The 22,910-nt window shown below is 52.8% G+C and carries 27 protein-coding genes and 1 pseudogene; 4 read left to right on the top strand and 24 right to left on the bottom strand.

The genetic code is table 11. From position 1 onward, the window contains the following. Positions 1–12 precede the first annotated feature (12 nt). The 11 genes from GW590_RS10165 to GW590_RS10115 form a co-directional block, all read right to left on the bottom strand. The gene (locus tag GW590_RS10165) at positions 13–2,460 is read right to left on the bottom strand and encodes a phage tail tape measure protein (RefSeq protein WP_169402908.1); all 2,448 of its coding nucleotides are present in this window, start codon (positions 2,458–2,460) and stop codon (positions 13–15) included. Then, positions 2,453–2,572: a GpE family phage tail protein gene (locus GW590_RS10160; RefSeq protein ID WP_211186698.1), complete on the bottom strand. Its 120-nt coding sequence runs from the start codon at positions 2,570–2,572 to the stop codon at positions 2,453–2,455. The genes GW590_RS10165 and GW590_RS10160 overlap by 8 nt, the downstream gene beginning before the upstream one ends. Before the next feature lie 32 nt (positions 2,573–2,604). Continuing rightward, the gene (locus GW590_RS10155; protein ID WP_169402907.1) at positions 2,605–2,907 is read right to left on the bottom strand and encodes a phage tail assembly protein; all 303 of its coding nucleotides are present in this window, start codon (positions 2,905–2,907) and stop codon (positions 2,605–2,607) included. Between the two features lie 59 nt (positions 2,908–2,966). After that, the gene (locus GW590_RS10150) at positions 2,967–3,485 is read right to left on the bottom strand and encodes a phage major tail tube protein (RefSeq protein WP_169402906.1); all 519 of its coding nucleotides are present in this window, start codon (positions 3,483–3,485) and stop codon (positions 2,967–2,969) included. 13 nt (positions 3,486–3,498) lie between these two features. After that, positions 3,499–4,686, bottom strand: a complete 1,188-nt coding sequence (locus tag GW590_RS10145) for a phage tail sheath protein (protein ID WP_169402905.1) — start codon at positions 4,684–4,686, stop codon at positions 3,499–3,501. A gap of 122 nt (positions 4,687–4,808) precedes the next feature. Further along, positions 4,809–5,405, bottom strand: coding sequence for a tail fiber assembly protein (locus GW590_RS10140; RefSeq protein WP_169402904.1), 597 nt, complete (start codon positions 5,403–5,405; stop codon positions 4,809–4,811). Further along, positions 5,405–6,526 carry a phage tail protein gene (locus GW590_RS10135; RefSeq protein WP_169402903.1) on the bottom strand — a complete coding sequence of 374 codons (1,122 nt, stop codon included), beginning with the start codon at positions 6,524–6,526 and terminating at the stop codon, positions 5,405–5,407. Before GW590_RS10135 ends, GW590_RS10140 begins: the two co-directional genes overlap by 1 nt. Then, positions 6,523–7,131: a phage tail protein I gene (locus GW590_RS10130; protein WP_169402902.1), complete on the bottom strand. Its 609-nt coding sequence runs from the start codon at positions 7,129–7,131 to the stop codon at positions 6,523–6,525. Before GW590_RS10130 ends, GW590_RS10135 begins: the two co-directional genes overlap by 4 nt. After that, positions 7,124–8,032 carry a baseplate assembly protein gene (locus GW590_RS10125; protein WP_169402901.1) on the bottom strand — a complete coding sequence of 303 codons (909 nt, stop codon included), beginning with the start codon at positions 8,030–8,032 and terminating at the stop codon, positions 7,124–7,126. The genes GW590_RS10130 and GW590_RS10125 overlap by 8 nt, the downstream gene beginning before the upstream one ends. 4 nt (positions 8,033–8,036) lie before the next feature. After that, positions 8,037–8,387: a GPW/gp25 family protein gene (locus GW590_RS10120; RefSeq protein ID WP_169402900.1), complete on the bottom strand. Its 351-nt coding sequence runs from the start codon at positions 8,385–8,387 to the stop codon at positions 8,037–8,039. Then, entirely contained in the window at positions 8,384–9,025 is a 642-nt protein-coding gene (locus GW590_RS10115; protein ID WP_169402956.1) for a phage baseplate assembly protein V, read from the bottom strand. The genes GW590_RS10120 and GW590_RS10115 overlap by 4 nt, the downstream gene beginning before the upstream one ends. 829 nt (positions 9,026–9,854) lie before the next feature. Between GW590_RS10115 and GW590_RS10110 the strand changes: the two genes are divergently transcribed. After that, entirely contained in the window at positions 9,855–11,069 is a 1,215-nt protein-coding gene (locus GW590_RS10110) for an ATP-binding protein (protein WP_169402899.1), read from the top strand. Between the two features lie 3 nt (positions 11,070–11,072). Then, positions 11,073–11,972 carry a DUF4435 domain-containing protein gene (locus GW590_RS10105; RefSeq protein WP_169402898.1) on the top strand — a complete coding sequence of 300 codons (900 nt, stop codon included), beginning with the start codon at positions 11,073–11,075 and terminating at the stop codon, positions 11,970–11,972. A gap of 209 nt (positions 11,973–12,181) precedes the next feature. Here the strand turns inward: GW590_RS10105 and GW590_RS10100 are convergent, their stop codons facing one another. The 11 genes and pseudogenes from GW590_RS10100 to GW590_RS10055 all read right to left on the bottom strand — a co-directional run bounded on the left by GW590_RS10100 (position 12,182) and on the right by GW590_RS10055 (position 17,865). Beyond that, the gene (locus GW590_RS10100; protein ID WP_169402897.1) at positions 12,182–12,631 is read right to left on the bottom strand and encodes a phage virion morphogenesis protein; all 450 of its coding nucleotides are present in this window, start codon (positions 12,629–12,631) and stop codon (positions 12,182–12,184) included. After that, entirely contained in the window at positions 12,624–13,091 is a 468-nt protein-coding gene (locus GW590_RS10095; RefSeq protein ID WP_169402955.1) for a phage tail protein, read from the bottom strand. The genes GW590_RS10100 and GW590_RS10095 overlap by 8 nt, the downstream gene beginning before the upstream one ends. Beyond that, positions 13,054–13,344 (bottom strand): Rz1-like lysis system protein LysC, encoded by a 291-nt coding sequence (gene lysC, locus GW590_RS24335; protein ID WP_235955902.1) that lies wholly within the window; start codon positions 13,342–13,344, stop codon positions 13,054–13,056. The genes GW590_RS10095 and lysC overlap by 38 nt, the downstream gene beginning before the upstream one ends. Further along, positions 13,265–13,612 (bottom strand): annotated as a pseudogene (gene lysB / locus GW590_RS10090) (Rz-like lysis system protein LysB); the annotation flags it as partial. The gene lysC and the pseudogene lysB, both read right to left, overlap by 80 nt. Further along, on the bottom strand, positions 13,609–14,118 hold the full coding sequence (locus GW590_RS10085; protein ID WP_169402895.1) for a lysozyme: 510 nt from the start codon (positions 14,116–14,118) through the stop codon (positions 13,609–13,611). The gene GW590_RS10085 and the pseudogene lysB, both read right to left, overlap by 4 nt. Next, positions 14,102–14,311 (bottom strand): HP1 family phage holin, encoded by a 210-nt coding sequence (locus tag GW590_RS10080; RefSeq protein WP_169402894.1) that lies wholly within the window; start codon positions 14,309–14,311, stop codon positions 14,102–14,104. The genes GW590_RS10085 and GW590_RS10080 overlap by 17 nt, the downstream gene beginning before the upstream one ends. 2 nt (positions 14,312–14,313) lie before the next feature. Further along, positions 14,314–14,517: a tail protein X gene (locus tag GW590_RS10075; RefSeq protein ID WP_169402893.1), complete on the bottom strand. Its 204-nt coding sequence runs from the start codon at positions 14,515–14,517 to the stop codon at positions 14,314–14,316. Next, positions 14,517–15,011, bottom strand: coding sequence for a head completion/stabilization protein (locus GW590_RS10070; protein WP_169402892.1), 495 nt, complete (start codon positions 15,009–15,011; stop codon positions 14,517–14,519). The genes GW590_RS10075 and GW590_RS10070 overlap by 1 nt, the downstream gene beginning before the upstream one ends. 109 nt (positions 15,012–15,120) lie before the next feature. Then, positions 15,121–15,867, bottom strand: a complete 747-nt coding sequence (gene gpM / locus GW590_RS10065; protein ID WP_169402891.1) for a phage terminase small subunit — start codon at positions 15,865–15,867, stop codon at positions 15,121–15,123. Positions 15,868–15,870: 3 nt separating this feature from the next. After that, on the bottom strand, positions 15,871–16,974 hold the full coding sequence (locus GW590_RS10060; protein ID WP_169402890.1) for a phage major capsid protein, P2 family: 1,104 nt from the start codon (positions 16,972–16,974) through the stop codon (positions 15,871–15,873). Positions 16,975–17,019: 45 nt separating this feature from the next. After that, on the bottom strand, positions 17,020–17,865 hold the full coding sequence (locus tag GW590_RS10055) for a GPO family capsid scaffolding protein (RefSeq protein ID WP_169402889.1): 846 nt from the start codon (positions 17,863–17,865) through the stop codon (positions 17,020–17,022). 167 nt (positions 17,866–18,032) lie between these two features. On the opposite strand from GW590_RS10055, the gene GW590_RS10050 reads away from it, so the two are divergent. Continuing rightward, on the top strand, positions 18,033–19,805 hold the full coding sequence (locus tag GW590_RS10050; protein ID WP_169402954.1) for a terminase ATPase subunit family protein: 1,773 nt from the start codon (positions 18,033–18,035) through the stop codon (positions 19,803–19,805). 1 nt (position 19,806) lies between these two features. Continuing rightward, the gene (locus GW590_RS10045) at positions 19,807–20,820 is read left to right on the top strand and encodes a phage portal protein (RefSeq protein ID WP_169402888.1); all 1,014 of its coding nucleotides are present in this window, start codon (positions 19,807–19,809) and stop codon (positions 20,818–20,820) included. A gap of 488 nt (positions 20,821–21,308) precedes the next feature. On the opposite strand, the gene GW590_RS10040 is transcribed toward GW590_RS10045, so the two are convergent. After that, positions 21,309–22,373 (bottom strand): hypothetical protein, encoded by a 1,065-nt coding sequence (locus tag GW590_RS10040; RefSeq protein WP_235955901.1) that lies wholly within the window; start codon positions 22,371–22,373, stop codon positions 21,309–21,311. Further along, positions 22,370–22,846 (bottom strand): hypothetical protein, encoded by a 477-nt coding sequence (locus GW590_RS10035; RefSeq protein WP_169402887.1) that lies wholly within the window; start codon positions 22,844–22,846, stop codon positions 22,370–22,372. The genes GW590_RS10040 and GW590_RS10035 overlap by 4 nt, the downstream gene beginning before the upstream one ends. Positions 22,847–22,910 lie beyond the last annotated feature (64 nt).

The raw sequence follows: 22,910 nt of genomic DNA, 5'->3' as shown, positions 1-22,910 counted from the left end.
GCTAAATGCTCCTTAATCATGGCCCATACGTGAGCGGGCTTCGGCGCGGCGCTGACGGTCACGCGCGTCGAGCTGTTCGCGGATCTCCCGACCACTGTCCCGCCCGTTTCCGCTGCCGTCGGTCATAATCTGGTAGGTGTGCGTGCTGTTATCCTGATAACTACGCCCACCGCCTGCTGACACCGGCGCGTAACCCCCGCCGAGCAGTCCGCCCGGCGGGAGATAAGACGGGTCACGCCCGCCATTGTTTTTATCCCCTGCGCGCGCCTTATCGGCGTTTTTATCGATGTCTGCCGATTCATCTTTGATAAGGCCCATTTTCTCCAGCAGCCAGTCAACCCCCTCGCGCAGCTTGTTGAATGCGATCAGCGGTGTGGTCAGTGCGTCCGCGATAGCCTTACCGAACATCACGCCCGCATTTTTGCAGCCGTCGAGCGTTTCCTGTGTCGACCTCACCGGCTCAATCAGGTCTTTAAACCACTGCCCTACGGCCTGAAGTTTTTCGCCAAGCCAGTCAAACACCGGTTTGAGCGGTGAAAACAGCTCGCTGACCGGCGCAAACGCCGCCCCGAGCCCCTGAACTACGCCGCTGAAGAAGGCGCTGATAGGTTCCCAGTATTTTCGGATGAGCAGCGCACCGGCGACGATAGCCACACCAACGGCCACAATCGGCCACGTCAGCCCGGCAATCACGCTCACGATGGCACTGCCCACGGCGGTTAATCCCGACCACAGGAAACTCGCCGCCATCACGATGGCATTTATCCCGCCGAGCACCGGCCCGACAACCAGCCCAATCAATCCCAGCGCCCCCACAACCAGCAGCGCGCCACCGGCCAGCTTGCCGATGGTGGCCGCCAGTTCTTTATTCTCAACTATCCATTTATCCAGCTTGAGCACGTACTGGGTGGCGGTCTGTACCAGATTGCGCAGCGAGCCCTCCTGCTGGTCAAACAGGTCAGTACCGACGGCCTCGTAGGCTGACTGAAACTCTTTAAAGTCACCGCCGAGGTTGTCCTGCATGATAGTGACCAGCTCGGCGGTTTTGCCGTCCGAGGTTTGCAGCGCTTTCGTGAGCTGGTCGAGTTTGCCCGAGCTGGCATCGGACATCAGCACTGCCGCCGCTGAGCTGGCCTCTTCGCCAAAGATGGCTTTCATGTACTGCGCACGCTGCGAGTCGCCGAGCTTGTTTTTCTCAAAGCTCTTTTGCATTTCTTTCAGAATGACAAACAGCGGGCGCATGTTCCCCTTGCTGTCCGCTGTTTTGACCCGCAGCTCACTCAGCGCGGTGGCGGCGCCGCCGGTGGGTGCCTGAAGCCGGGTAATAACCGCACGGCTGCCGGTACCGGCCATTGACCCGGTGATTTTGGCGTCCGCCAGCGCCGCCGCCATGGCAGCGGTTTGCTCGACGCTGATACCGGCGTTCTTTGCCACCGGGGCGGCATAGGTCATGGTGTCGCTCAGGCCGTCGAACGTGGCCGCCGACTTATTCATGGTCGTTGAGATAACATCCCCAATGTGCGCGACCTTGTCGTTACTCATACCAAACGCAGATTTCACGCCCATCAACAGGGTGGCGTTTTCTTCCATGCTGCGCTTGTTCGCCAATGACAGATTCAGGATGGTGGGGGTGGCCGCCAGAATGCCGTCTTTGTCTGCCCCGGATTTCGCCACGATAATTTGCGCCGCGGCGGCGTCATCGGCGCTGGCCGCCGTATTATCCCCGAGCAGGCGCGCCTGTTTTCTCAGGCTCTGCATGTCCGCCGAGTCTTTCTTTAACCCGAGCACCGCCTGCAATTCAGAGTTTTTCTGTGCAAAGTCATAGCCGGGTTTGAGCAGCGAGCCACCGGCCATCACGCCAGCAGTCGCAATCCCAACCCCGACGGCACCGGCGGCGGTGACGCTTCCGGCAAGCTGCTTACCTGCCTGATAGCGGTTCTGAATACCGTTGAGGCGGGCCTGCTGCGCACTGACGCGGGCAAGCGATGCGCGCTGGCGCTCAAGCTGACTGTTGGTTTCACTCAGAGAGGTTCTGAGACGGCGCTCGGATTCGGACAGCGTGCGGGTATTGATGCCCGCCTGTGAGAGCTCAAGCCGCTGGCGCTGCACTGACTGGCGCAGGCCGTTGTACTTGGTTTGCAGCTCGGCGGCTGAGCGCTTGGCGGCCTCCAGCGCCTGCACCTGTGCGCGGGTTGGTCTTTCGGTATTTCTAAACGCAATGGCAAGCTGTGCGGCCTCCTGTCTGGCCTCTTTCAGGGCGTTACCGGTGACGGCGAGCTGCGCGCTGGTTTTACGAAAACCCTCAATGCGTCCGGCCTGAGCGTTCAGCTCTTTGATGGAGGATTGCGTTTTTCGGATGTCATCAGACAGCGATTTGCTCGCTGTCTGGACGGATTTAAACGGGCGGCTGGCTTGGTCAACGGCTTTGAGTAATACCTGCAACGTCACGTTGTTACTCATTGGTGTGTCCACTTCGTTCGAGCGCTTTTTCGCGCCAGTTGATGAGCTCGGTCAGGCTCATCGGAAAGAGTTCTGACGGCGGCCAGTGAAAGACCGCTGCCACGTCGGCCATCAGGTCATCAACCCCCAAGCGTGGCGGGTAGCTTATTGGGCCGAATTCGGCGCTAAAAAACCGATCACCTTGCTGGCGAGCGCAATAAAGTCCGGTAACTCCAGCGCGGCGCATTCCTCTTTGGTGAGGCTGGGGTAAGTGATGCGCGGCAATACCGTGATAAGCGCGTCGACGTTCGAACTTGCCACATCGGCCAGTCCCACCCCGCGCAGTGCACCGGCATTCGGGCGGATCATGGTGATGGACTCGATAACCGTGTCACCGCGTTTAATCGGGGTGTCCAGCATCACGACATTGGGATTTTCGGTGGTGTTCTGTGCATTTTCTTGTTTCATTTTTTATCTCTTTATCGTCACAAAGGGAGTGGGCGGCCAGCGTGCTGATCGCCAGAATATTACAGGCCGAGATTGCGGCGGTGCTGCTCGAGCATGTCCACACCGTTGACGCTTTCGATCATGTTCACGGTGTCGATTTCAATCAGGGTTTTGCCGTCAATCACCAGCTTGTAATAGGTGCATTGGGTCGAGATCTTGCTTTCGGTGTTTTCACCCTGTTTCATATCGCCAAGGTCGATTTCTTTATGGCGGCCACGCAGCACGATCTCGACGGCAGACACGTCACCGGTGTCATCGCGCTGGAATGAACCGGCAAAGCGCAGCGGAACGGCGGCGCTACTTGCCGCCGCGTACTGCGCCCATACGGTTTCGTCAGGAAGGCCGCCCATTGACCACTCAACGGTCAGGGCGTCATCGTCCAGCCCTAAATCCACCGCGGCTGAGCCGTTCATGCCGCCGCCCCGGTAGTTCTCCAGCTTGCGGGTCAGTTTCGGCAACGTGACCGACTGCACCACGCCCATGTAGCTCAGACCGTCGTTAAACAGGTTGAGGTATTTCAGTTTGCGAGGGAGTGCCATGTCTCAGGGGTCCTTAGCTGTTAATGGAGGAGGCCAGATTGACCAGATAGGTGTCGGTGATACGCTGACGCAGGGTCAGGCTCTCCAGCGGCGGCACCGGCGTGTAGTCGTAATCGACATAGAGCTTCCCGGCTTTCAGGGTCTCTTTATCGTTGGCAGACTCATCAAACCAGCAGGTGCCATCAATGATGTAACCGTTAGATTTGAGCTCGCGGAACTTGGCGTTAATACCGTCGATGATGTCGCGGATAAGTGAGGCCGTCATCGGTTTGTCCACCGCCCACATATGCGCCTCGGCCATGGTGTCGGCCAGTACCTGCGCGGTGCGGGTGTAGTTCTCAAACAGGAATAGCGGGTCATCGGAACAGGTGCGGTTACCCCAGAAACGAAAGCCGTTTTTGCGAATAAGCGTGGTCACACCGGCCTTGTTGAGCAGGTCGGCATCGGTACCGGACGCCTGTAAATCCCAGAATACCGAGGCATCGATACCGGTCACGCCATTCACACCGACGTTTGACAGGGTTTTATGCCAGCCCGTCTCTTGGTCAATCTTGGCGCGCAACCCCAGCGCGCGGGCCGTGGCGTAGGCTTTTTGACTGACATTGCCCGTGGTATTCCATGCGAGGAAGTCCGGCCAGATAAGCATCAGTTCACGCTGGCTGAAATTGTCGCGGTACGTGATAGCGTCAGAAATCGTCCGGCATCCCCACGCGCTGATATAACCAAAGGCGCGCAGCGACTGGCAGACACTCGCCAGTGCAGTGGACACATCAAGAGAGTCGAGTGCCGGCACGCCGAGAATACGCGGTTTCACGCCGGTGACGGCCTCGGCGGTTAGCAACGCTTTCATGCCGGTGTAGGTGCCATTTTCATCTGCGCCACCGATGATATTAGACAGCGTTTCAGCCTGCGCCTCGACGGGATCAGTCTTTTCAGACTCCGCCACGCGCACAACAATAGTCACTGGTTTGCACTGGTCGGCAATGGCCGCCAGGGACGCGGCCAGCGTGCCTTTTTTCCCTGCTTTGCCCTGTGCCGCGATCACATCGGTAATGAGTACCGGCGTATTCAGGGGAAAGGTTTTAGCGTCGGCATCATTGGCCGTGCAGACCATGCCAATGATGGCCGTTGAAACGGTGGAAATAACACGCGTGCCGTCGTTGATTTCAACAACCTGCACGCCGTGGTGAAAGTCACTCATCGGGTTAGCTCCGTAATGGATTTGCAAGGCTATTTTGTTGTTTCAGTACAATGAGGGCGAGGTGTGGGTGTCTTGTGGGGATTGGCACAACAGATACAAAAAGGCCCCTTTCGGGGCGGTGGTCAGGCAGGGATTTCGGGCCAGACAATATCCGGTGCTTTTGATGCATCAACAGTTTTCAATACTTTAATATAAGCCAGCCACGCGGTCAGTAGGGCTTTATCATTATCACTGATAACACCCAATAGCAGCTCGCTTTGCCATTCACTGATTGTGTTTTGTGCCGTGGTGAGTAACAGCTGTTTCTTTACATCGGCGGCTTCGATATTGGCTGCATTTTGTGCATTAATATCAGTGACCCATGCCTTACCATTCCATGCGTCATACTGGGTTACCGGAGGAACGCATGTACTTTGGATGGGATAGTCACCGAGCATCATCACGATTGCAGTCATTCCATTTTCAGTGTTGTAAATCCTTTCTCCCCGGTGGTCTGGCACGTATTCCCATTGAGAGAAATCAGCGGTACGACAAACCGCATATGCTGCTTTGTTTTCCAGTGGCTTGTCGATACATGCATTGGCAGGCACACCCACGCCGGTTGCTAAATATTCAACGGATGAGGATAAATATTCTCGCGTTGACCCATCAAAACTAAATACCGTTATCTCACCCGCGCGGATCGCTATATTGTCCTTATTTAAAATGGCCTGAATCATTACGCAGCCCTCACGATGTAGTTAAATGCAATGTTGCGTGGGCGTGCGCCACCCGCCAGTAAATATTGGTTCGCATTAATGGGTCTTGATTGGTACGGATCTGGATTGGCACCGGCTGAGTTTCCCGGATATGAAGACGCCGCCCCCGCCGCCGTAAAGCCTTTAAATGATGACCCGTAGTCATTGTCATTGACAAAGTCTGTCCCTAACCCTGAATTATATTGGGCCACCGTTGCGGTGTTAGTTTCCCCCCCTTCAATAACGGCTTGTTGCGCAGCATCTGGCCCGACGGCACTGACGATGAGTGTGGCAGGCTCCCATGACAGCAATGCACGGTTAAGCACGCCATCGACCCCACGCCCATCATCCCACCCGCGAAGAAATTCACCGCGTAAGTCAGGTAAAAAACCCGTTGGATAGGCGAGGGCCAGTTTAGGGTATTGGTTTTTACTGAAAGCTGCACCGTTACATTTTAGCCAACCTAATGGCGGTGTTGACAGCGGATAGGGCACGGGAATGCCAACAGGTAATGCGGAGCCATCCCCCAACCCAAGATTTTTAACAAACTGCGCAGTATCAGGAATATCCGCGCCGTTCTGGTTTTTCAACAGCGTCTCTTTTAGCGCGGCAGTGACGAAGATTTTCATTTCAATCGTATTGTCATCGACATACTGGCGCGTTGCCAGCACTACCGCCGGATCAATTTTCAACGTCACCGCTTCCGTGCTGTTGATGATTAAAATCATGCGCACGGTCTGCGTTCGTCCGCTGCCCTCGGCCAGCATCGGCTTATAGGTTTCCGGACAGTTCGCCACGGCAATCAGTGTGTTGTCGCTGTCGTACAGGCCGATTTCGCGGATCCAGAATCCGCCTTCGTTCTCGGGAATAATTTGTTCGGCAATAATCTGGCTGCTGTTGGCCGCGTCCACGCTCAGCCCATTGAGCACAGCGCGGCGCTTTTCATTCACCAGCGCGGTCTGCGCTCTCGTAGGGGTTGGCAACGTGCCGCCACCGTCACCGACGCCCATTTGCGTGATTTGAATTTTTGTACCCAGCGCGGCGGCATTCGCCAGCTTGGCGGCCCCTTGGTTGGTCAGCAGGGCGAAGAATTTTGCTGTCATGCGTTGATCCTCACTGTGTCGATGATGTGAATGGCCGCGGGGGAATAACCCGCGCCGGATACGGTAATCATTTCAGGGGTGTAGGGGTAAACGGTCAGCAGGTCACCGCCATAGCTCGCCACGGCAACCGGTGACACGCCGGTGACGTCGAGGTTGATGGACAGGCCAATCAGGTGACGGCTGCACGGCTTGGCGTCATGTATCAGGCGTTCCAGCTCCTGATACATGTCATCGGTGATACCGGTTTCCAGCACGCCGACATCAAGACGAAAAGTGCCGGGAGGCTCGTCAGTTTTCCACCACTCAATCACCTTAATGAGATAGCCGAGCGGCTCCACCACGCGGCGCAGTGAACCAAGGGTTCCCTTGTGGCGGTGAACAAAGTACGCCGCGCGCACCACCGAGCGTTTTGTCGCTTCGGGCCAGCTTTCATCCCACCGGTCAACTGACCATGCCCACGCCAGATAGGGCAGCAGCCGTAACGGGCAGGTGTCCGGGTTCCAGAGTGCGCGCAGCGGCACCGGCAGGGCCTCAATGTCTGCGCAGGCTTTGGCGGCAGCCACTTCCAGCGGTGACGACCCCACCGGCAGCAGGCGGCTACTCATCCGAACCGCCGACCGTTATCTGATAACCGGTGCAGAAGGCGGCCTGTGTTTTGTCCAGTACCACATCGGTGACCGGTGATGCCAGCTCAACTCGCTGGACACCTTCCACATGCAGCGAGGCATAAATCGCCGACTGGCGAATGTCGCGGCCTAAGCGGTTTTGTGCACTGATATAACTGATAAGCTTTGACTCGGCGGCGGCGCGAATGGGTTCGGCTTCTGGTCCCGGATACAGATATAGCGTGGCGCTAATGGCGTAATCGACGATGACAGCGGACTGCACGGTCACGCGGTCTGCGACGGGACGCACGTCTTCATCGTTGAGCGCCGCATTAACCCTCGCCAGCAGGTCGGTACTGGCCTCGCCGTTATCCTCACGCGACAGCACCGTAATGGTGACATTGGCCGGTGACGGGCTGATTGCCGACGCATCCGCTACGCGCCCGTCTGCGCTGCGCGCATGGTACTCATACGCCCCGGTTGGCCCGGCCACGCTCTGCCCTTCAAACGCTTGCGGGATACGGCGGCGGTAGTCGCTGTCTGACTCCATCACGGCCAGCACCGGCGGTATCGCAGCAGCGTCAGCCTCAACCATGACCAGACGCGGGACATTTTGATTTGCACCAAGCTGGTCGAGGTCAGCGCCGACGGCATAGGCCACCATGACCGCCTGCGCCGCTTCGTTAACCCGCTGGCGCAGCATTACCTCGCGGTAAGCATTCTCCTGCAACAGCTTGACGATGGGTTCAGACTCGAGCGTCAGGGTGCGCGCCATGGCGACCTGCTGCTCGGGCGGATAGAGTGACACCAGCGTCGCTTTACGCTCGGCTAACAGCACTTCGTAATCAATTGCCTCGACCACGGTCGGGGCGGGTAACTGGCTCAGGTCAATCGTTGCCATGGTGTCAGCTCACTGGAACGGTAAGAGAGAAATCGACGGAGGTGTCACTACGAGCGCCGGTGATATTGGCCACCATTTTTCCGTCAACCGTCGTGTCAATGGTGAGAGCGCTCAGGATGACGCGCGGCTCCCACTTGAGGATTGCCCCGTAACAAGCTGCCATGATTTGCAGGCGCAGTGCTGCGTTTTGCGGGCGGTCAATCAGCTCAGAAATCAGAGAACCGTAATCACGGCGCATGACCCGAGAGCCGACAGGCGTTTGTAAAATATCGCTGACCGACTGGCGAATATGCGCCATGTCTTCAATGGCATGGCCTGACTCGCGGGCCATACCGATGTATTTTGAGTTGGTCATTGTGGCCCCTGCGTTTGTCCGCCACCGGCCTGCACGCCGCTGTGTTTATGGGTATCAACCTGAATGCCGTTAGACGTAAATGCGCCTCCAGAATGGGTGACATTGCCCGTCATCGCGCCGCCCCGTTTGACCTCCAGCGAGCCCGTGGTCAGCTTGTTGGTGCAGACCACTTCCGGCGTATCCAGCGTGATTTTTTGACTGGCGATGACGGTGACGTTTGGTGCAGTGACGCTGACCGATGTAGACGCCACCACGCTGGCGGTTTTAATGCCGCTGACGGCCAGCGTTCCGGTGTCTGGCTCGTACTCCATCACGGCACCGTCAGAAAACCGGATGTGATACGCCTGCGCGGAGACCGACGGCGCGGGAAAATCGTCGCTGTAGATAGCGGGCAGCACAAAGCCGGTATCGAGCTCGCCGCCGAGCGACAAAATTAATACCTGTTCGCCCACCGAGGGGGCCCACCACGTGCGTGCATTACCGGCGCGCGGCGTCAGCCAGTGCAGCCAGTTCGTCACCAGCTCGCCGGTTTGCACGCGGCATAGTGCCTGCCCGGTATCAATGTCAGATACCACGCCAATTCGGATGAGGTCGCGCACCGCGCGGGCAAGTTCAGAGAGGGTTTCGAGTGTATTCATGAGGGAAAGGATGCCGATAGTGAGATCCGGCGGCAACGTGGCGGCGTAGGACTGCCGGTGGTACAACAAGCACTTAGTAAATCGAATGATTTTATTAATGTTGTGCTTCTTTGTAGTGACAAATTTGCACGGGTTCATATTTAATCTAATGTTTTGTTGAAGCGAGAAAAAACTAATCTGTCAGTCGTCTTTGTGCAAAGCGGACGTTTGCATTTCAGGCACATTTCTAAAATGGGCATTGAAACTCCCTAGCTAGATGCGAATGGCTTGCAAGGGTAGCTTTAGAAAAGACATGCTAGTCCTATAGATTAGGACTAGCATGGTAGCCGTTAAAATTCATAATATTAAAGCCGAATGTTACGAAGCTTGGATTGCAGTCTGAAAGCAATACCTGACGATTACGGGATGCGGGCTGCTCTTTACGAATGCATAAGAAATCGTTGCTGACTATTGTTCTGGCCGCAACTATACTGAGGCTGAGAAAATCGTAAATGTGCATATAGAACCATCCGTTGGTGCAGGCCTGAGTACAATCATTGGCTGCAAGCCTGTTTTGAACGAGCAAGAATTTATAAGCTCAAGCTTCTTCACCTCTTGATGATAACTACTGATATGAGATTACTAAATGCATCACCAAATGGACATCAAAAATTCAGCAAAGCAAATCTTCAGGCATATAGATGATATGTACAAAGGCATAAGGGGATAGAGATGGACGTTGAGTCATAGAATATGGCGTCCATTAGGCTTTGTCGTATATGGATGCTTAAACAACAAAAAAATGGTTCGACTTAGGGATGGTCATAATACTTAACTTGGAAAATTAAACATGAGCAAAATAAATTATATTCACATTGAGAAGATGTGGGGTTATAAAAACGTCCACCTAGAACTAAACGAATCCATTAATTTCCTCATCGGAGTTAATGGTTCTGGTAAAACTACAATAATAAACATTATAAGTAATACTCTTTCTGTTGATGTTAGTCAGTTGCTCACAATGCCATTTAGTGAGCTATTGATTTCATTCGCAAAAGGGGAAATGGTTAGGGTAGAGAAAAAAAGCAAGACAAGCGTTGATTTCATCATTAGTTACGAAGATAGTTTTTTTACGTTTAACCTAGAGGATGATGAGTATAACTATATCATGGATCAAAAGATTGATGAAGCTAAGAATTTGATATCTAAGTTTTCAATGATGGACTTTCTACCTCTATCCAGAACAGGAAGAAAAGAATATGAATACGACCCCTTTCCGGATTCGGATTCGGATCCACATTCGGATCCGGTACACACCAAGCTTGATATAATAAAGAATGAGCTTATTAATAAATTTTCCAGACAATCAAAAATATATAACAAGATAGCTAGCAACTTTCAGAGGGATATATTTAATAAATTGCTCGAAGTTCCTGGGGAGAATGAGCTTAGTTTTTTTAACGATTCATATAAACTAGATAAAGAGGAAGCTTCTCTTCGCGAAATATCTAACTTTATGTCTCCGCAAAAAGAGGGTAGTAGCAACAAGAGATTAGAGAATTATTTCCAAAAATTACGCGGTGTTATGTCTAGTATTGAGGAGAAAAGTAATAACCTTTCAGTGTCGGACTTTGGGATAATGTTTAACGCTTGGAGAACCAGCTCATTAATCGCAGATTACGAGAACCTCAAAAAGAAAAAAGAGGATATATTTAGAACTCAAAATGAATTTTTCGATGTATTTAAACTATTTTTCCCTAGTGATAAAGAGATAATACTGTCCAGTCAAAATCAGTTGGTAATGAAGGCTAAGAATGGTCATATTAGCTTGAATGAACTTTCGTCTGGTGAAAAGCAGATGATAATTTTACTTGGTCAGATATACCTCAGTGAACGCAAGCCTATCCTCTATATTGCAGATGAACCTGAAGTATCATTGCATGTTAAATGGCAAGATAAAATTGTTGATGCTCTTATGACTATCAATCCTAATGCTCAGTTTTTATTAGCCACTCATTCTCCTGATGTTATTGGTAGAAGAAGAAATTTCGCATTAAAGGTATAGGTTATGGAAGACGATTTCATTTCAAGAACTCCAAACGGATTGTTTGCAGAGGCAACAGTCAGAGATGTTAGTTTAATTTTCCATATTGAAGGCAAAGGAGAAAGCAACGACATCACTAAGCTTCCAGACTATATATTTTATAATTCAATTATATCTAACTTCTTTGATGGAAAGTATGAGATAAAAGTTGAAGGAGGAAAAACAACACTTAAATCCATAGTGGAAAATTTGTCGTCATTGTCAGATGGAGATTCTCACATTATCTTCATGGATCGAGACCACGACGAAATATTATCAAATGGTTTAATTGATAATGATTTTGTTTTTTACACATTCGGATATAGTTATGAAAATGATTTTTGGACAAGTAAAGTTTTGAAAAAAATCTTATCATCTCTTCTTGCGGGAAATCCAAAAATCGATGGCTTCATTAACGATTGGAAAAAGCTGGAAAAAAAGATATCGTTTATTCATAAGTTTAATTTACTGTCGAAAGTTAATGGGCAGCAAATTTTCAATTTTGGGGGATTGTGTGGTGTTATCTTTAAATACATAAATGGATCTTTTGTGATTGACCCAAGCTGTACTTTGCGTGTGAAGAATTTGTGGAATGGATTTGGTGTGCATTTTACGCCAGAAACAAGAACAACCAATAAATTTCTTAAAAGGAAGTTTTACTCACACCCTGGATATTTAATTCAAGGGCATGCGTATGAATTTTATGCACTGGAGGCAATTCATCAGTTAAATAGTTCTTGTCAATTTTTTGAGCAAAATTCAAAGAGTTTTTCAATTTATAAAAACATTGCCTTTGCTCATTTTAGTGAGGCACCGCGCAACTTCATGTCTACGTCGGCCATCGACTATTACGAAAAGATATTTACTAACATTCAGCAAGCATGAAATAAAATACAAACGGCCTTTGTTTTTAAGGGCCGTTTTGCTATGAGACGGGTTCCTCGTTACGCACGAACTTAATTGCGCCAACTCATCTAGATATCATGGTTTTGCAGTTGAGGCATAACATAAGATCCTAGATCTTAATCGACTGTATCATTTTATCTTGCTTCAATACTATTCCATTAAGTAATTCACATTTCCCATGCGGCCTTTTATTCAATAAGTCTGGAAAGGATCACATCTTCAACTATCTGACGGTCAGCCGCACTAAATCCCAGCAATGGCCGCGCCTCATACTGCACCGGCTGGCTATGGCGGTTCGGCTTGTCTTTTAGCCCCTCTTGGTGGATGCGTGCAATGCGCTGAACCTTGCCTGCAAACTCCACCGTCGCCGCCTCGGTCGAACCTTTGGCCTTGAGGTAGCGGGTGGTACGCATCTTGGCGAACATCTCCCGCTTCACCCGTCCTTTTTTGCCCCTGATAGGCTGGCGTTTACGGCCCGCATACGGGGAGCCGTCCGGTGCCTGCTGGCGTTTGATACGCTGCTGTTGGTTGGCGCGTAACCGCTTGGCAATCTCGGCGGCCATCTGGCGGCGGCAGGCCGGTGAAAGGCTGGCCAGCAGTCCGGCCAGTTTGTCGTCAAAGGCTTTAAACTCACTCATCCCACTGACTCACCAGTTCGCCGTTGATATAAAGCGCCGTTGGGCGAATAACCGGTACCGGCTCCGGCGGCTCCCCGAGCTGAGTGACGTGCAGCGCGCCGCCGGTCTCCTTCACGATGGTGCGTTCTGTCAGGCGTAACGACATACGCAGGTCGATACTGTCATCGTTATTAATATCGGCGACGTAGGTGAAGCCGTGTTTCTTACCCTCATCGCTGGTCATGATGTCGGGCTGGTTCTCACGCAGCCACGCATTGACCGGGACCAGCAGCAGATTCATGTCACCGGTGTAATCGGTAATGGTGACGTCCAGCGAGTAGCGATTTTCAAACGACAGCGAGGCGGCCAGCGTCCCGTCAATCGCGCCGTTATCAATAAACAAGCGCAGCATGTCGGGGTTTTGTCGCAGCAGCGGCACCGATTTAAAGAGCGCTTTTTTGAGGCTGGCCGGTTTTAACATCATGGTTCTCCTGACACTGTTTCACGGTTTCAACCTGCAGCGCACAGCTCACGAGCGCGCCCTCAAGCTGGCGAATATCATCACTCAGGTCGCCGTTCGTTTTCGGCTGGCTGGCCGGCATCGGGCAACTGCTGACCCTCGGACAGCCAGCGTAAATAACCGTCGGGGGTGGCGAACCCGGGGCGGTTGTGCAGCCTTGCAACGTCATCAGGCAAAGCAGACTGATACCAGCGGCGCAGGGTTTCATTTTCATTGAGGAGTCTCGTGATGGTCTGGTTACGGCGTGTGGCGAGTGTGTGCGCGGCGGCAATCTGGCCGCGTAAAACAACCTGCGCGCGCTCGTTGCGCGCGGCGCTGGCTTTTAACTCATCCAGCGCCTGACCGCTGGTTTTTAAGTCGCGCTTGAGCTGCGTAATACTGTCATTGGCCGCCGTCAGCTTGTTTCTCACTGACTGCAAGCCGGTCAGCGCAGCGGCCAGCAGGAGCAGCGTGACCAGTAAAAAACACACAGCCACTTTCATGACACCCCCTTAAGGCAATGTTTCAGCTCGGCACTGCGCCGGTTGATTAAGCCATCACTTTTCACGCCGTTGACAAACACCCAGCGCGGGAGTTGCTGGCAGGCTTTGCCCCATTCGCCTTTGTTGATGAAAAACGCCAGCGTCGAGCGGCAGGCGGCAGCAGTGCCGACGTTAAACGCGAAGCTGACCACCGCGTCATACACCGGCTGCGGCATGGCAACGCGCATACACTTATCGACGGCCCGCTCGGTCATCAGCACGTCGCTAATCAGGTTTTGCGCCGCAATAGGCTCGGTGATCGCCTGTGCGGGTTTGACGCCAGCGGTGTGGCCGATGCCCGACGTCCAGACACCGGCGCTGCACTGGTAGGGATTGAGGCGGCACCCTTCCAGATTGGCCAGCAGCGCCAGACCCGCATCGGAGGTTTTAACCGCGCGGTGGTCTGGCAACAGTAAAGCCAGCGCCAGCACCCCGGCCACGCTGCAACGTCTAACGATTGAGCTCATCGTAAACCCCGCGCGTCAGACCGTTACGTTCCAGCAACTTGTAGCTTTTGCGGCGGTAGTACCAGTTTACAAAGAAGGTGCCAACGGCCACGGCGGCACCCACCAAGAAAGCAACATCCTGCGGCGTCAACGCGCCGAGAAAGGCCAGAAAGGTGGCGATAGCGTAGGCCATCGAAGAAGTGATTTTTTCCATCGTCAGTCCCATAGCTGAACGGTTTCAGAAGTGGCGGCGGTATCGACATCGGGAAGCTCGACGGCGGTACCGTGCGGCAAAATATCGCCGAGCTCAGCCAGCCCGAAATTTGAGGCCAGCACCGACTCGACCACGCCCCCGGTGCGCCCGTAATGTCGGTAACACAGTGCGTCGAGTGTCTCCCCCTGTTGTGCGAGAACTTTCATCAGAGCTGGCTCACCATGCCGCGCGCCTGCCCCTGCAAGCGCGACAGGTGCCAGCGCATATCCCGCCACTGGTCATCAACCGACACCTCCAGCGCCTCGGCTTTTTTGTCCCCCTTTGCGCTGGAGTCATAGCTGCGATAGCGTTCAAAAATCACGGCGGTAGTCATCGCACAGACGGCGCTCAGGTAGTGGAAACACTTCACACTTTCGCCGTCGAGCACCTCGGCGGGCACGTCTGCAAGCCGTTTATGTCCATCCCGGATTTGCTGTTCGCGGTAGAGATAAAGTTCGGCATTCACTTCCGCCATGGCCGACTTAATGGCCGCTCTCATTCGCTCATCGGTGACAACGTGGCCCAGACGCACCCGCTCACTGACCTGTACGGGGTCAACGTCGGGAAAGAAAAACGTGTTAGTAATGACCGGGCTGTCTACCGGTACGGGCGGAATAACCCCCGTGGCGCTGTCCGCTGCTGCGGTCATAACAATGTCCATTTTGAAACCTCAATAGGTGGACGGTGGACGCAGGCATCAGACAAGGTTAAAACCTGCATCAGCCTGCGTGCCGTCCGGCGCGGGGCGCGTTCTGTTCACAACCGGAGAGTTAAACCTTGCGCGGGCGTCCGCGCCTGGCCGGTGCCATTTTCGGCTTGACCTTGCGCGCACTCGGGGCGGCTTTGGGCTTGGCCGCCGCGGCAGGCAGCACCGGCTTAAGTTCTCTCTCCAGTCGTTCAATGTCTTTTTTCACACCGGTGTTAATGTCGAGTTGCATCGCGCGGCTCAGATGGGCCAGCGCCTGCTTGGGCTGTTGGTCCGCGCGCAGCACCAGCCCGGTGATTTTATGCAGTTTGGCGCGCACCTCGTCCGGCATATCGGCGGTGAGGGTCATCTCGATAACGGTCAGCAGGTCGGAAGCCGCCACCGGTTCGCCGGTTTTAAAGGCACGCATGGCGGCCAGCGCCACGTCTTCGGCATACAGATAACCGACGGGGCGCTGGTTATGCGGCACGCTGAGGCCGTATTTCAGGGCATAACGGGCCATCTCAAACGAACCGGAAATGTCGCCCGCATCGAGCGTCCACTGGAGCATGGTCATCAGTACGTCGTCCTGTGTACCGGCATCACCGGCCAGTACGCCAGCGACCCACGGTGCATACGACGGCAGCATGGCGCGCTTGTGCAACGCTTTGTTTTCCACGGAACGGATGGATTTCAGTTTCAGACGGTCTCCGCGCAGCTTCACCAGCATTTGCCCGTAAGGCAGTGCCGAACGCAGCGGATCACTTTTCCGCTGCGCTGAGGCTTGTTGTGCAGAGACCCGCATCATGTGACGCTGTGCGGGACTCAGCATGGTTTACGCCTCGCTTTCGGTTTTGACGGTCTCACCGTTGTTGACGGCTTTTTCTTCCGGCTTCACCGGCGTGAAATCACCGAGCTCGATGTTTTCAATCATCGCCGCACAGCCGTAGTCCTCGACCACAAAGTCCACTTTCAGCGACTCGTAGTTTTCGATACGGTCACGGCTGGCAACCTCATCGATATGGCGGCGGTGTGCGCTGTCCATGATGTAGATAGACAGGTTGTCGAGACGAGTGATTAACAGCGCGTTGTCCGGGAAGTACGGCACGCGCACGGCGGGCAGGTTGCCGATGCGTTTCTGGCTGACGATGATGTCACCGGCCAGCTTCTCGCTGTTTTCCTGCGTCTTGTTAATCAGCGGAAAATACTTGTCCGACAGCATTTTGCGGCCACACACCACCACTAAGCCGGGGTCTTCGGCGTGCCACGCATCCAGCAGAAAATCGGTGGCATTCATCACAGCAGCGTCGATGTTCTCAAAATCGCCCTTCGCACCAATGCGCACTTTGTCAGAAATCACCTTGCCGGTTTCATCGGTGACCTCATCCATCACCCGTTCAGGCGCTTCGTTGCGCAGCTTTTGCAGCCAGCCGACGGCCACGTCCTGCAACAGCGGATACTGTGCGCGGTCTGAATCGTCCGAGCGGGTCACGCCGTTAAATCCGGCCATGATGTAGTCGAGCGCCTGACGCTTGGCGATGGCATCACGCAGGCGGATCTGGAAGTCCTGATAGCGCGCCCACAGGTCGAGGGTGTTATAGCGAATGTGGAAATCGAAATTGACCTGTTCGCATTTGTATTTACGCGACTTGAGCGCCATAAAGTCGGCGGTTTTGCGCGTTTTTCCGCTGTCGGTGTCGGTCGTGCTGGCAATGGAGCCGGTCACGCCGAGGCCGATTTTCTCCCCCTCGCTTTCCTCCACCGGCACCATGTTGATGCTGCTCAGGAACTCGGATGACTCCTGCACGGTGGTGATGAGGCTTTGCGTGACGGACGGCTCCACGCTGAATTTCTTGCTTAAATCCACCACGGCGATGCCGTTCAGTTCGGCCAAGCGGGTCAGGTAGGCATTAAATTTAAATCGGGTATTCGGGCGCATAGTGTCTCTCAGTCAAAATAGGGAGTGATTGCCGGGCAAAGCCGGTCAGCAGTTGGTCATGTGCGTGGTGCCACCGTTACCACCGACTGATGGCTGGCGGCGCGGCTGGCTATAGCTCTCGGTGTTATCCAGTGAGGTTTTCAGCGTGGCAAACGCCTCGCTACCGGCGGTCACCTCGATTTTCAGCCCCGCTATCTGCTGCTCAAGCGCGGAGAAACGGGTCGCTGCGTTCTCGCCTTCGGCCTGCACGGTTTCTGCCACCACGGTGATGGCGTTCTGCACGTCGGTGAAACGGGCGTCGTCGGTGGTCTGCCTGATGCTGAACATGCCTTTTATTTTCTCGGCGAAGCTGGTCAGCAGCGTGTCGGGGAGTTCTTCAAACTCCAGCACAGCAAGCGTCGCGACAGAAAACAGGTCTTCGGGCTGGTCTTTCTTACCGGCGAACGGGTTTACCGTGGCGCGGGCACTGAACTCCAGCATTTCGGTGCCGAGGCTGGCCGGGTCATCGGTGACGGCCAGCCCGACCAGATAGGCTTTACCGGTGTTGGCGAAATTCGGACGAATTTCCATGGAGGTGTAAATCTTCTGACCGGCTTTGACCATTGCGGCCAGCTCGTCAGTCGGGGTGATTTTGGCGAACAGCGCCCATTTACCGTTAAGCGCCGAATCATCATCAATCTGTTCGGCTTTGACTTCGCTGACGTCGCCGAGGCGTTTAAAGTCGCCCGTCGGTAATAAGCCTTTGATGTGCTCCAGATTGATACGGCAGCCGTAAACACGCGGGTCAAACGACGCGGCCATTTGCTGGATGTCGCTTGCCTCGATATTGCGGCCATCGCAGGTGTCACCCTCGACACCGATACGAAACCATTTCGATACTTTCTTTGCCATCTGACTGACTCCACTCGTTGGGTATTTCTGAGAGGGCCAGTTTCCCGAGCTAACGCCCCGACGACCAGCGATGGCCGTCTGACGATCTTTGATACAACAGCGGCGTAATGCGCGGGGTTGCTGTGGTGCGTAGCGTGGCGTTTATTCTTTCCAACCAGAGCGAAAGCATGAACGACAACAACGGCACGACACTCATCAGTGACCCGCGCAGGCAGGCCACCCTGCTTTACTGGCAGGGGTTTTCCGTGGCGCAAATCGCTGAGACGCTGAACCTGAAAAAACCGACGGTGCAGAGCTGGAAACAGCGGGATAAATGGGACCACGTGGCGCCGATTTCCCGCATTGAAACCAGCATCGAGGCGCGGGTCGTCCAGCTCGTGATGAAAAGCAAAAAAGACGGGCAGGACTTCAAAGAAATTGACCTGTTAGGCCGACAGATTGAGCGGCTGGCACGGGTGAACCGCTATATGTCGACGGGCAGCGAGGCGGATCTCAATCCGGCGGTAGCAAACCGCAACAAGGGGGAGCGCAAGAAGGTCGAGAAAAACGTCTTCAGCGATGAAGCCATTGCCAAACTTGGCGAGGTGTTTATCGAGGATGCATTCGAATATCAGCGCGGCTGGTATCAGGCGGGATTACAGCACCGTATCCGCAATATTCTTAAGTCTCGCCAGATTGGCGCGACCTTCTTTTTTGCCCGCGAGGCTCTGCTCGATGCGCTGAAAACCGGCCGTAACCAAATCTTTATTTCGGCCAGTAAGTCACAGGCGCACGTCTTTAAAAATTACATCATCGACTTTGCCCGGCTGGTTGACGTTGACCTGAAAGGCGACCCGATGCAGCTCCCTAACGGGGCGCGCCTGTTCTTTCTTGGTACGAATATCCGCACCGCGCAGAGCTACACCGGCAATTTATATCTGGACGAATATTTCTGGATCCCCAAATTTCAGGAGCTGCGCAAAGTCGCCTCCGGGATGTCGCTGCACAAAAAATGGCGGACTACCTATTTTTCAACGCCCTCCAGCCTGACGCACAGCGCCTATTCGTTCTGGTCAGGCGAGCTATTTAACAAGGGCCGACGCAACAAAGACGAACGTATTCAGCTCGACCTCAGTCACAGCCATTTAGCCGGGGGCGTCACGTGTGCTGACGGCCAGTGGCGGCAGATTGTCACGATTGATGACGCACTGGCGGGCGGTTGCGACCTGTTCGACATCAACCAGCTTTCACTCGAATACAGCCCGTCGGAATATCAAAACCTGCTGATGTGTGAATTTGTCGATGATAAGGCGTCAGTATTTCCGTTTGAGGAATTGCAGAGCTGCATGGTGGACAGCTTAGAAGAATGGCTGGACTTCAACCCCTACGCCTTTCACCCGTTTGAGGATAAACCGGTGTGGATCGGTTACGACCCGTCAGAAGCCAACGGCGGTGACAGTGCTGGATGCGTGGTGATTGCCCCGCCAGAGCAGCAGGGCGGCATTTTCCGCATTCTGGAGCGCCACCAGTGGCAGGGCATGGATTTCGACGCACAGGCCAAAGCGATTGAGGCGCTCACTGAAAAATACAATGTGGAATATATCGGCATTGATGCGACCACCGTCGGTCAGGGCGTCTATCAGCTCGTCAGGCAGTTTTTCCCGGCGGCGCGTGAAATTAAGTACACACCAGAAGTAAAAACCGAGATGGTGCTGAAAGCCAAAAACACCATTCATCGCGGTTGTTTGCAGTATGACGCCGGTTATAGCGACATCACCGCGTCGTTTATGGCTATCCGCAAAACCATGACCGCCAGCGGCGCAAAGTCCACCTATGTGGCAAGTCGCAGCGAAGAAGCCAGCCACGCCGACGTGGCGTGGGCGACGATGCACGCGCTCATCAACGAGCCGCTAACCGCGGGCTCCGGTAAGCAATATAAATCTACGATTGAATGGCACTAATATGACCAGCAAAAAATCACGCAAAGCCCGGAAACTCACCCCGACCAGCAACGTACAGCAGAGCGAATTTTTTCGCTTTGATGAACCGGCCACGGTGATGGATCGCCGCGACATTCTCAATTACGTGGAGTGCATCAATAACGGAAAGTGGTACGAGCCGCCGGTCAGCTTTCCGGGGCTGGCAAAGAGTATGCGCGCCGCTGTTCATCACAGCTCGCCGATGTACGTGAAGCGTAATATTCTCGCCAGCACCTTTATCCCGCACCCGCTGCTTTCTCAGCAGCAGTTCAGCCGCTATGCGCTGGATTATATTGTCTTTGGCAACGGGTTTATGGAACAGCGCCAGAGCCGCTCCGGCCAGTTACTGAGACTGGAAACGTCACCGGCCAAATATACCCGTCGCGGCGTGGAGGAGGGGCTTTACTGGTTCGTCGAAAATTATATCGCACCGCACGCCTTTGCACCGGATACCATCTTCCATCTGCAAGAGCCTGATATTAATCAGGAGCTTTACGGCCTTCCCGAATACCTCAGCGCCTTAAACAGCGCATGGCTCAACGAGTCGGCAACGCTATACCGCCGCAAGTATTACCAGAACGGCGCGCACGCGGGCTACGTGATGTACGTGACCGACCCCGCGCAAAACAAAGAAGATATCTCGGCACTGCGCGACATGATGAGCAAATCGAAAGGCGACGGGAATTTCAGGAACATTTTTTATCACGCGCCGAACGGCAAACCCGACGCGATTAAAATCATCCCGCTCAGCGAAGTGGCAACCAAAGATGATTTCTTTAACATCAAGAACGCGACGCGCGACGACTTACTCAGTGCGCACCGCGTCCCGCCGCAGATGATGGGGATTATTCCCAGCAATACCGGTGGTTTTGGTGACGTTGAGAAAGCGGCCAAGGTGTTTGTGCGTAACGAACTGGTACCGCTACAGGAGCGGATGAAGGAATTAAACCAGTGGGTAGGGCAGGAGGTGATCCGCTTCACCGACTACGAATTATAAACCCAGAACAGATATGACCTCGCCGCCTGACAGGGCGGCTTTTTTACACCTGCGCCATGAGGCCACCAGATGCACCACACGCCGCGAAAGCGCCGACGCACATCAACATCGCGTGAAGAATAGAGAACCTCACCACGGCCCGTTCAGGCGCGGGAATAAAACCCTGCAAACACCCTTTGCGCGCAATGCTATCCCCGCCACGCCTGCCCGCTTTATGTGTCGCTTTTAATGCAGTTGCCCGACCCAATGAAAACCGCGCCAGAAGAGGCACGGCTTGATATACAGCATACGGATAATTCAATGCAATATCATGCACTATAAATGCAGCTATTAAATTACTTTACTCAGCACTCACATCACTCCAAATACTTTAAAAATAAAACACTATCAATGGCATTCAAAATAGCATGACAACTGTGTCAATGCCCGTATAACAAAGGTGCTTCATAAATTAATCACATAATATAGAGACAGCACTATTGAAATACTCACCGTCCAACTACCCGAGAACGTCCTATTTCAAGCTTATCGTCAATAATATACTGATTAAGTATTTTTAAACGCCGATAGTATGCCAAAACAGCTCTCAACTGCTGAAGTGGGTGTGCATCAATCAAATTAAATTTCGAGTGGTAATCTGTCCACCCAAAACATTTAAAGAAAATCCTAACCCGCTGAACTATATTCTCCAATGTTTCAGGGGAAATATCTCTGACTTCCAACCCCCTTTCATCATCAAATCCCGAAAGACCATTATCTTTAAAGTACGAGTAAGTATTTTTATATAAAGCATCAGCTCGTTTCGTTCGAATCGGGCTTGAAAGCCTTGCAGCAACCTGTTCAATACTGAGTGCTAAATTTGGTAACAAATTCAACTCGATATGGCCGGGGGAATTGAACTGTAGTGAAGCAATCTGAGGCCGATGTATTACAGGAATTATATTTTTTAAACCTGTAAAGATATTTACAGCAGATGCACCACCAGTCCAATTACCTAACAATTTCCCCATAACATCCCTCACAGATGTCATACCAAGATGGGCTAACCCATAATGGAAACAATAGAGTTGCTGGAAAATACGCGGAATAATTGATAGGTCATCAATAAACAATTGATTATCAAGACCAAGCATAAAACTTTGCGTCTGCTCAGCTCTTAAATTTAAAGCATCTTGCGTTGCTATTTCCTCATAAAGGTATGAGTCATCATCCGGACGATACTCGACAGGGAAGTCGGCAATTTTCAAAACGTTATAGTTTTTCCTATCAGTAGCGGCATAATGATTACAAATAACAACTTCATCATTTTTTAATATTAAATCACTCAGAGTAACTCTCTGAGCAATGTAATCATCTAAATCAGCTCTTTCTACAGGTACGAAACACCATCTATTTGCACGTTCTGAGTTATCCAACCAGAAATATAAAGCATCTTTATATCCGCTCCCTCGGTAAAGGCTAAGAAGAGGCCCTTCGAACTCAATTAGATCAGCAAACCAAGTATACTCGCTGAAATGTGTAGCCTTGATACGCTTAGATTTTAATTTAATCATGGCAGTTGACAGACAATGTGAAATTTTTGAGTGAAAGGTACATTAACAAATGGGTGAAAATCGAAGTGTCCATTGCTACCTGTCTGGGTACATTTGCCGTCATCAACGGTCAACTGGCCCACTGAAAGATGATCACCAATTACTTTCTTTATGTTTTTTATGGATTTTTTCAACTTAGCATATGCATCTTTTGCCTCTGCTTCCGATTCATACATCGAAAGCCCCCACATAGAGCAAGCCTGAGAAGGAGAAGAGAAAGACCTCGCCGGACTTTTTTTAAGTGCAGGAGCGAAACAGTTATTAGTCAAAGGGTTAGAAGTAAACCTCCAACCGTCTTTGTTTAATGCTAGAGCAGTAGCAGGTGGGCATTGTGGTAATTGTCCAATATCAACCTGATAGTGATATTCTGATTGCGTATTTTGCGATGCTGCTACGCCTTGTTGAGTCTGAACTGCATTTGCTTGCTGTAACATAGGTTTAATCTCCTTTAAACCTGCATGACCAAACAATCAGCCATTTAAATGAATACATTTGATG

The sequence above is a fragment of the Rouxiella aceris genome, from assembly GCF_012933545.1.
GTDB classification, from domain to species: Bacteria; Pseudomonadota; Gammaproteobacteria; order Enterobacterales; family Enterobacteriaceae; genus Rouxiella; species Rouxiella aceris.
This window is presented reverse-complemented; position numbering and strand designations above follow the sequence as displayed.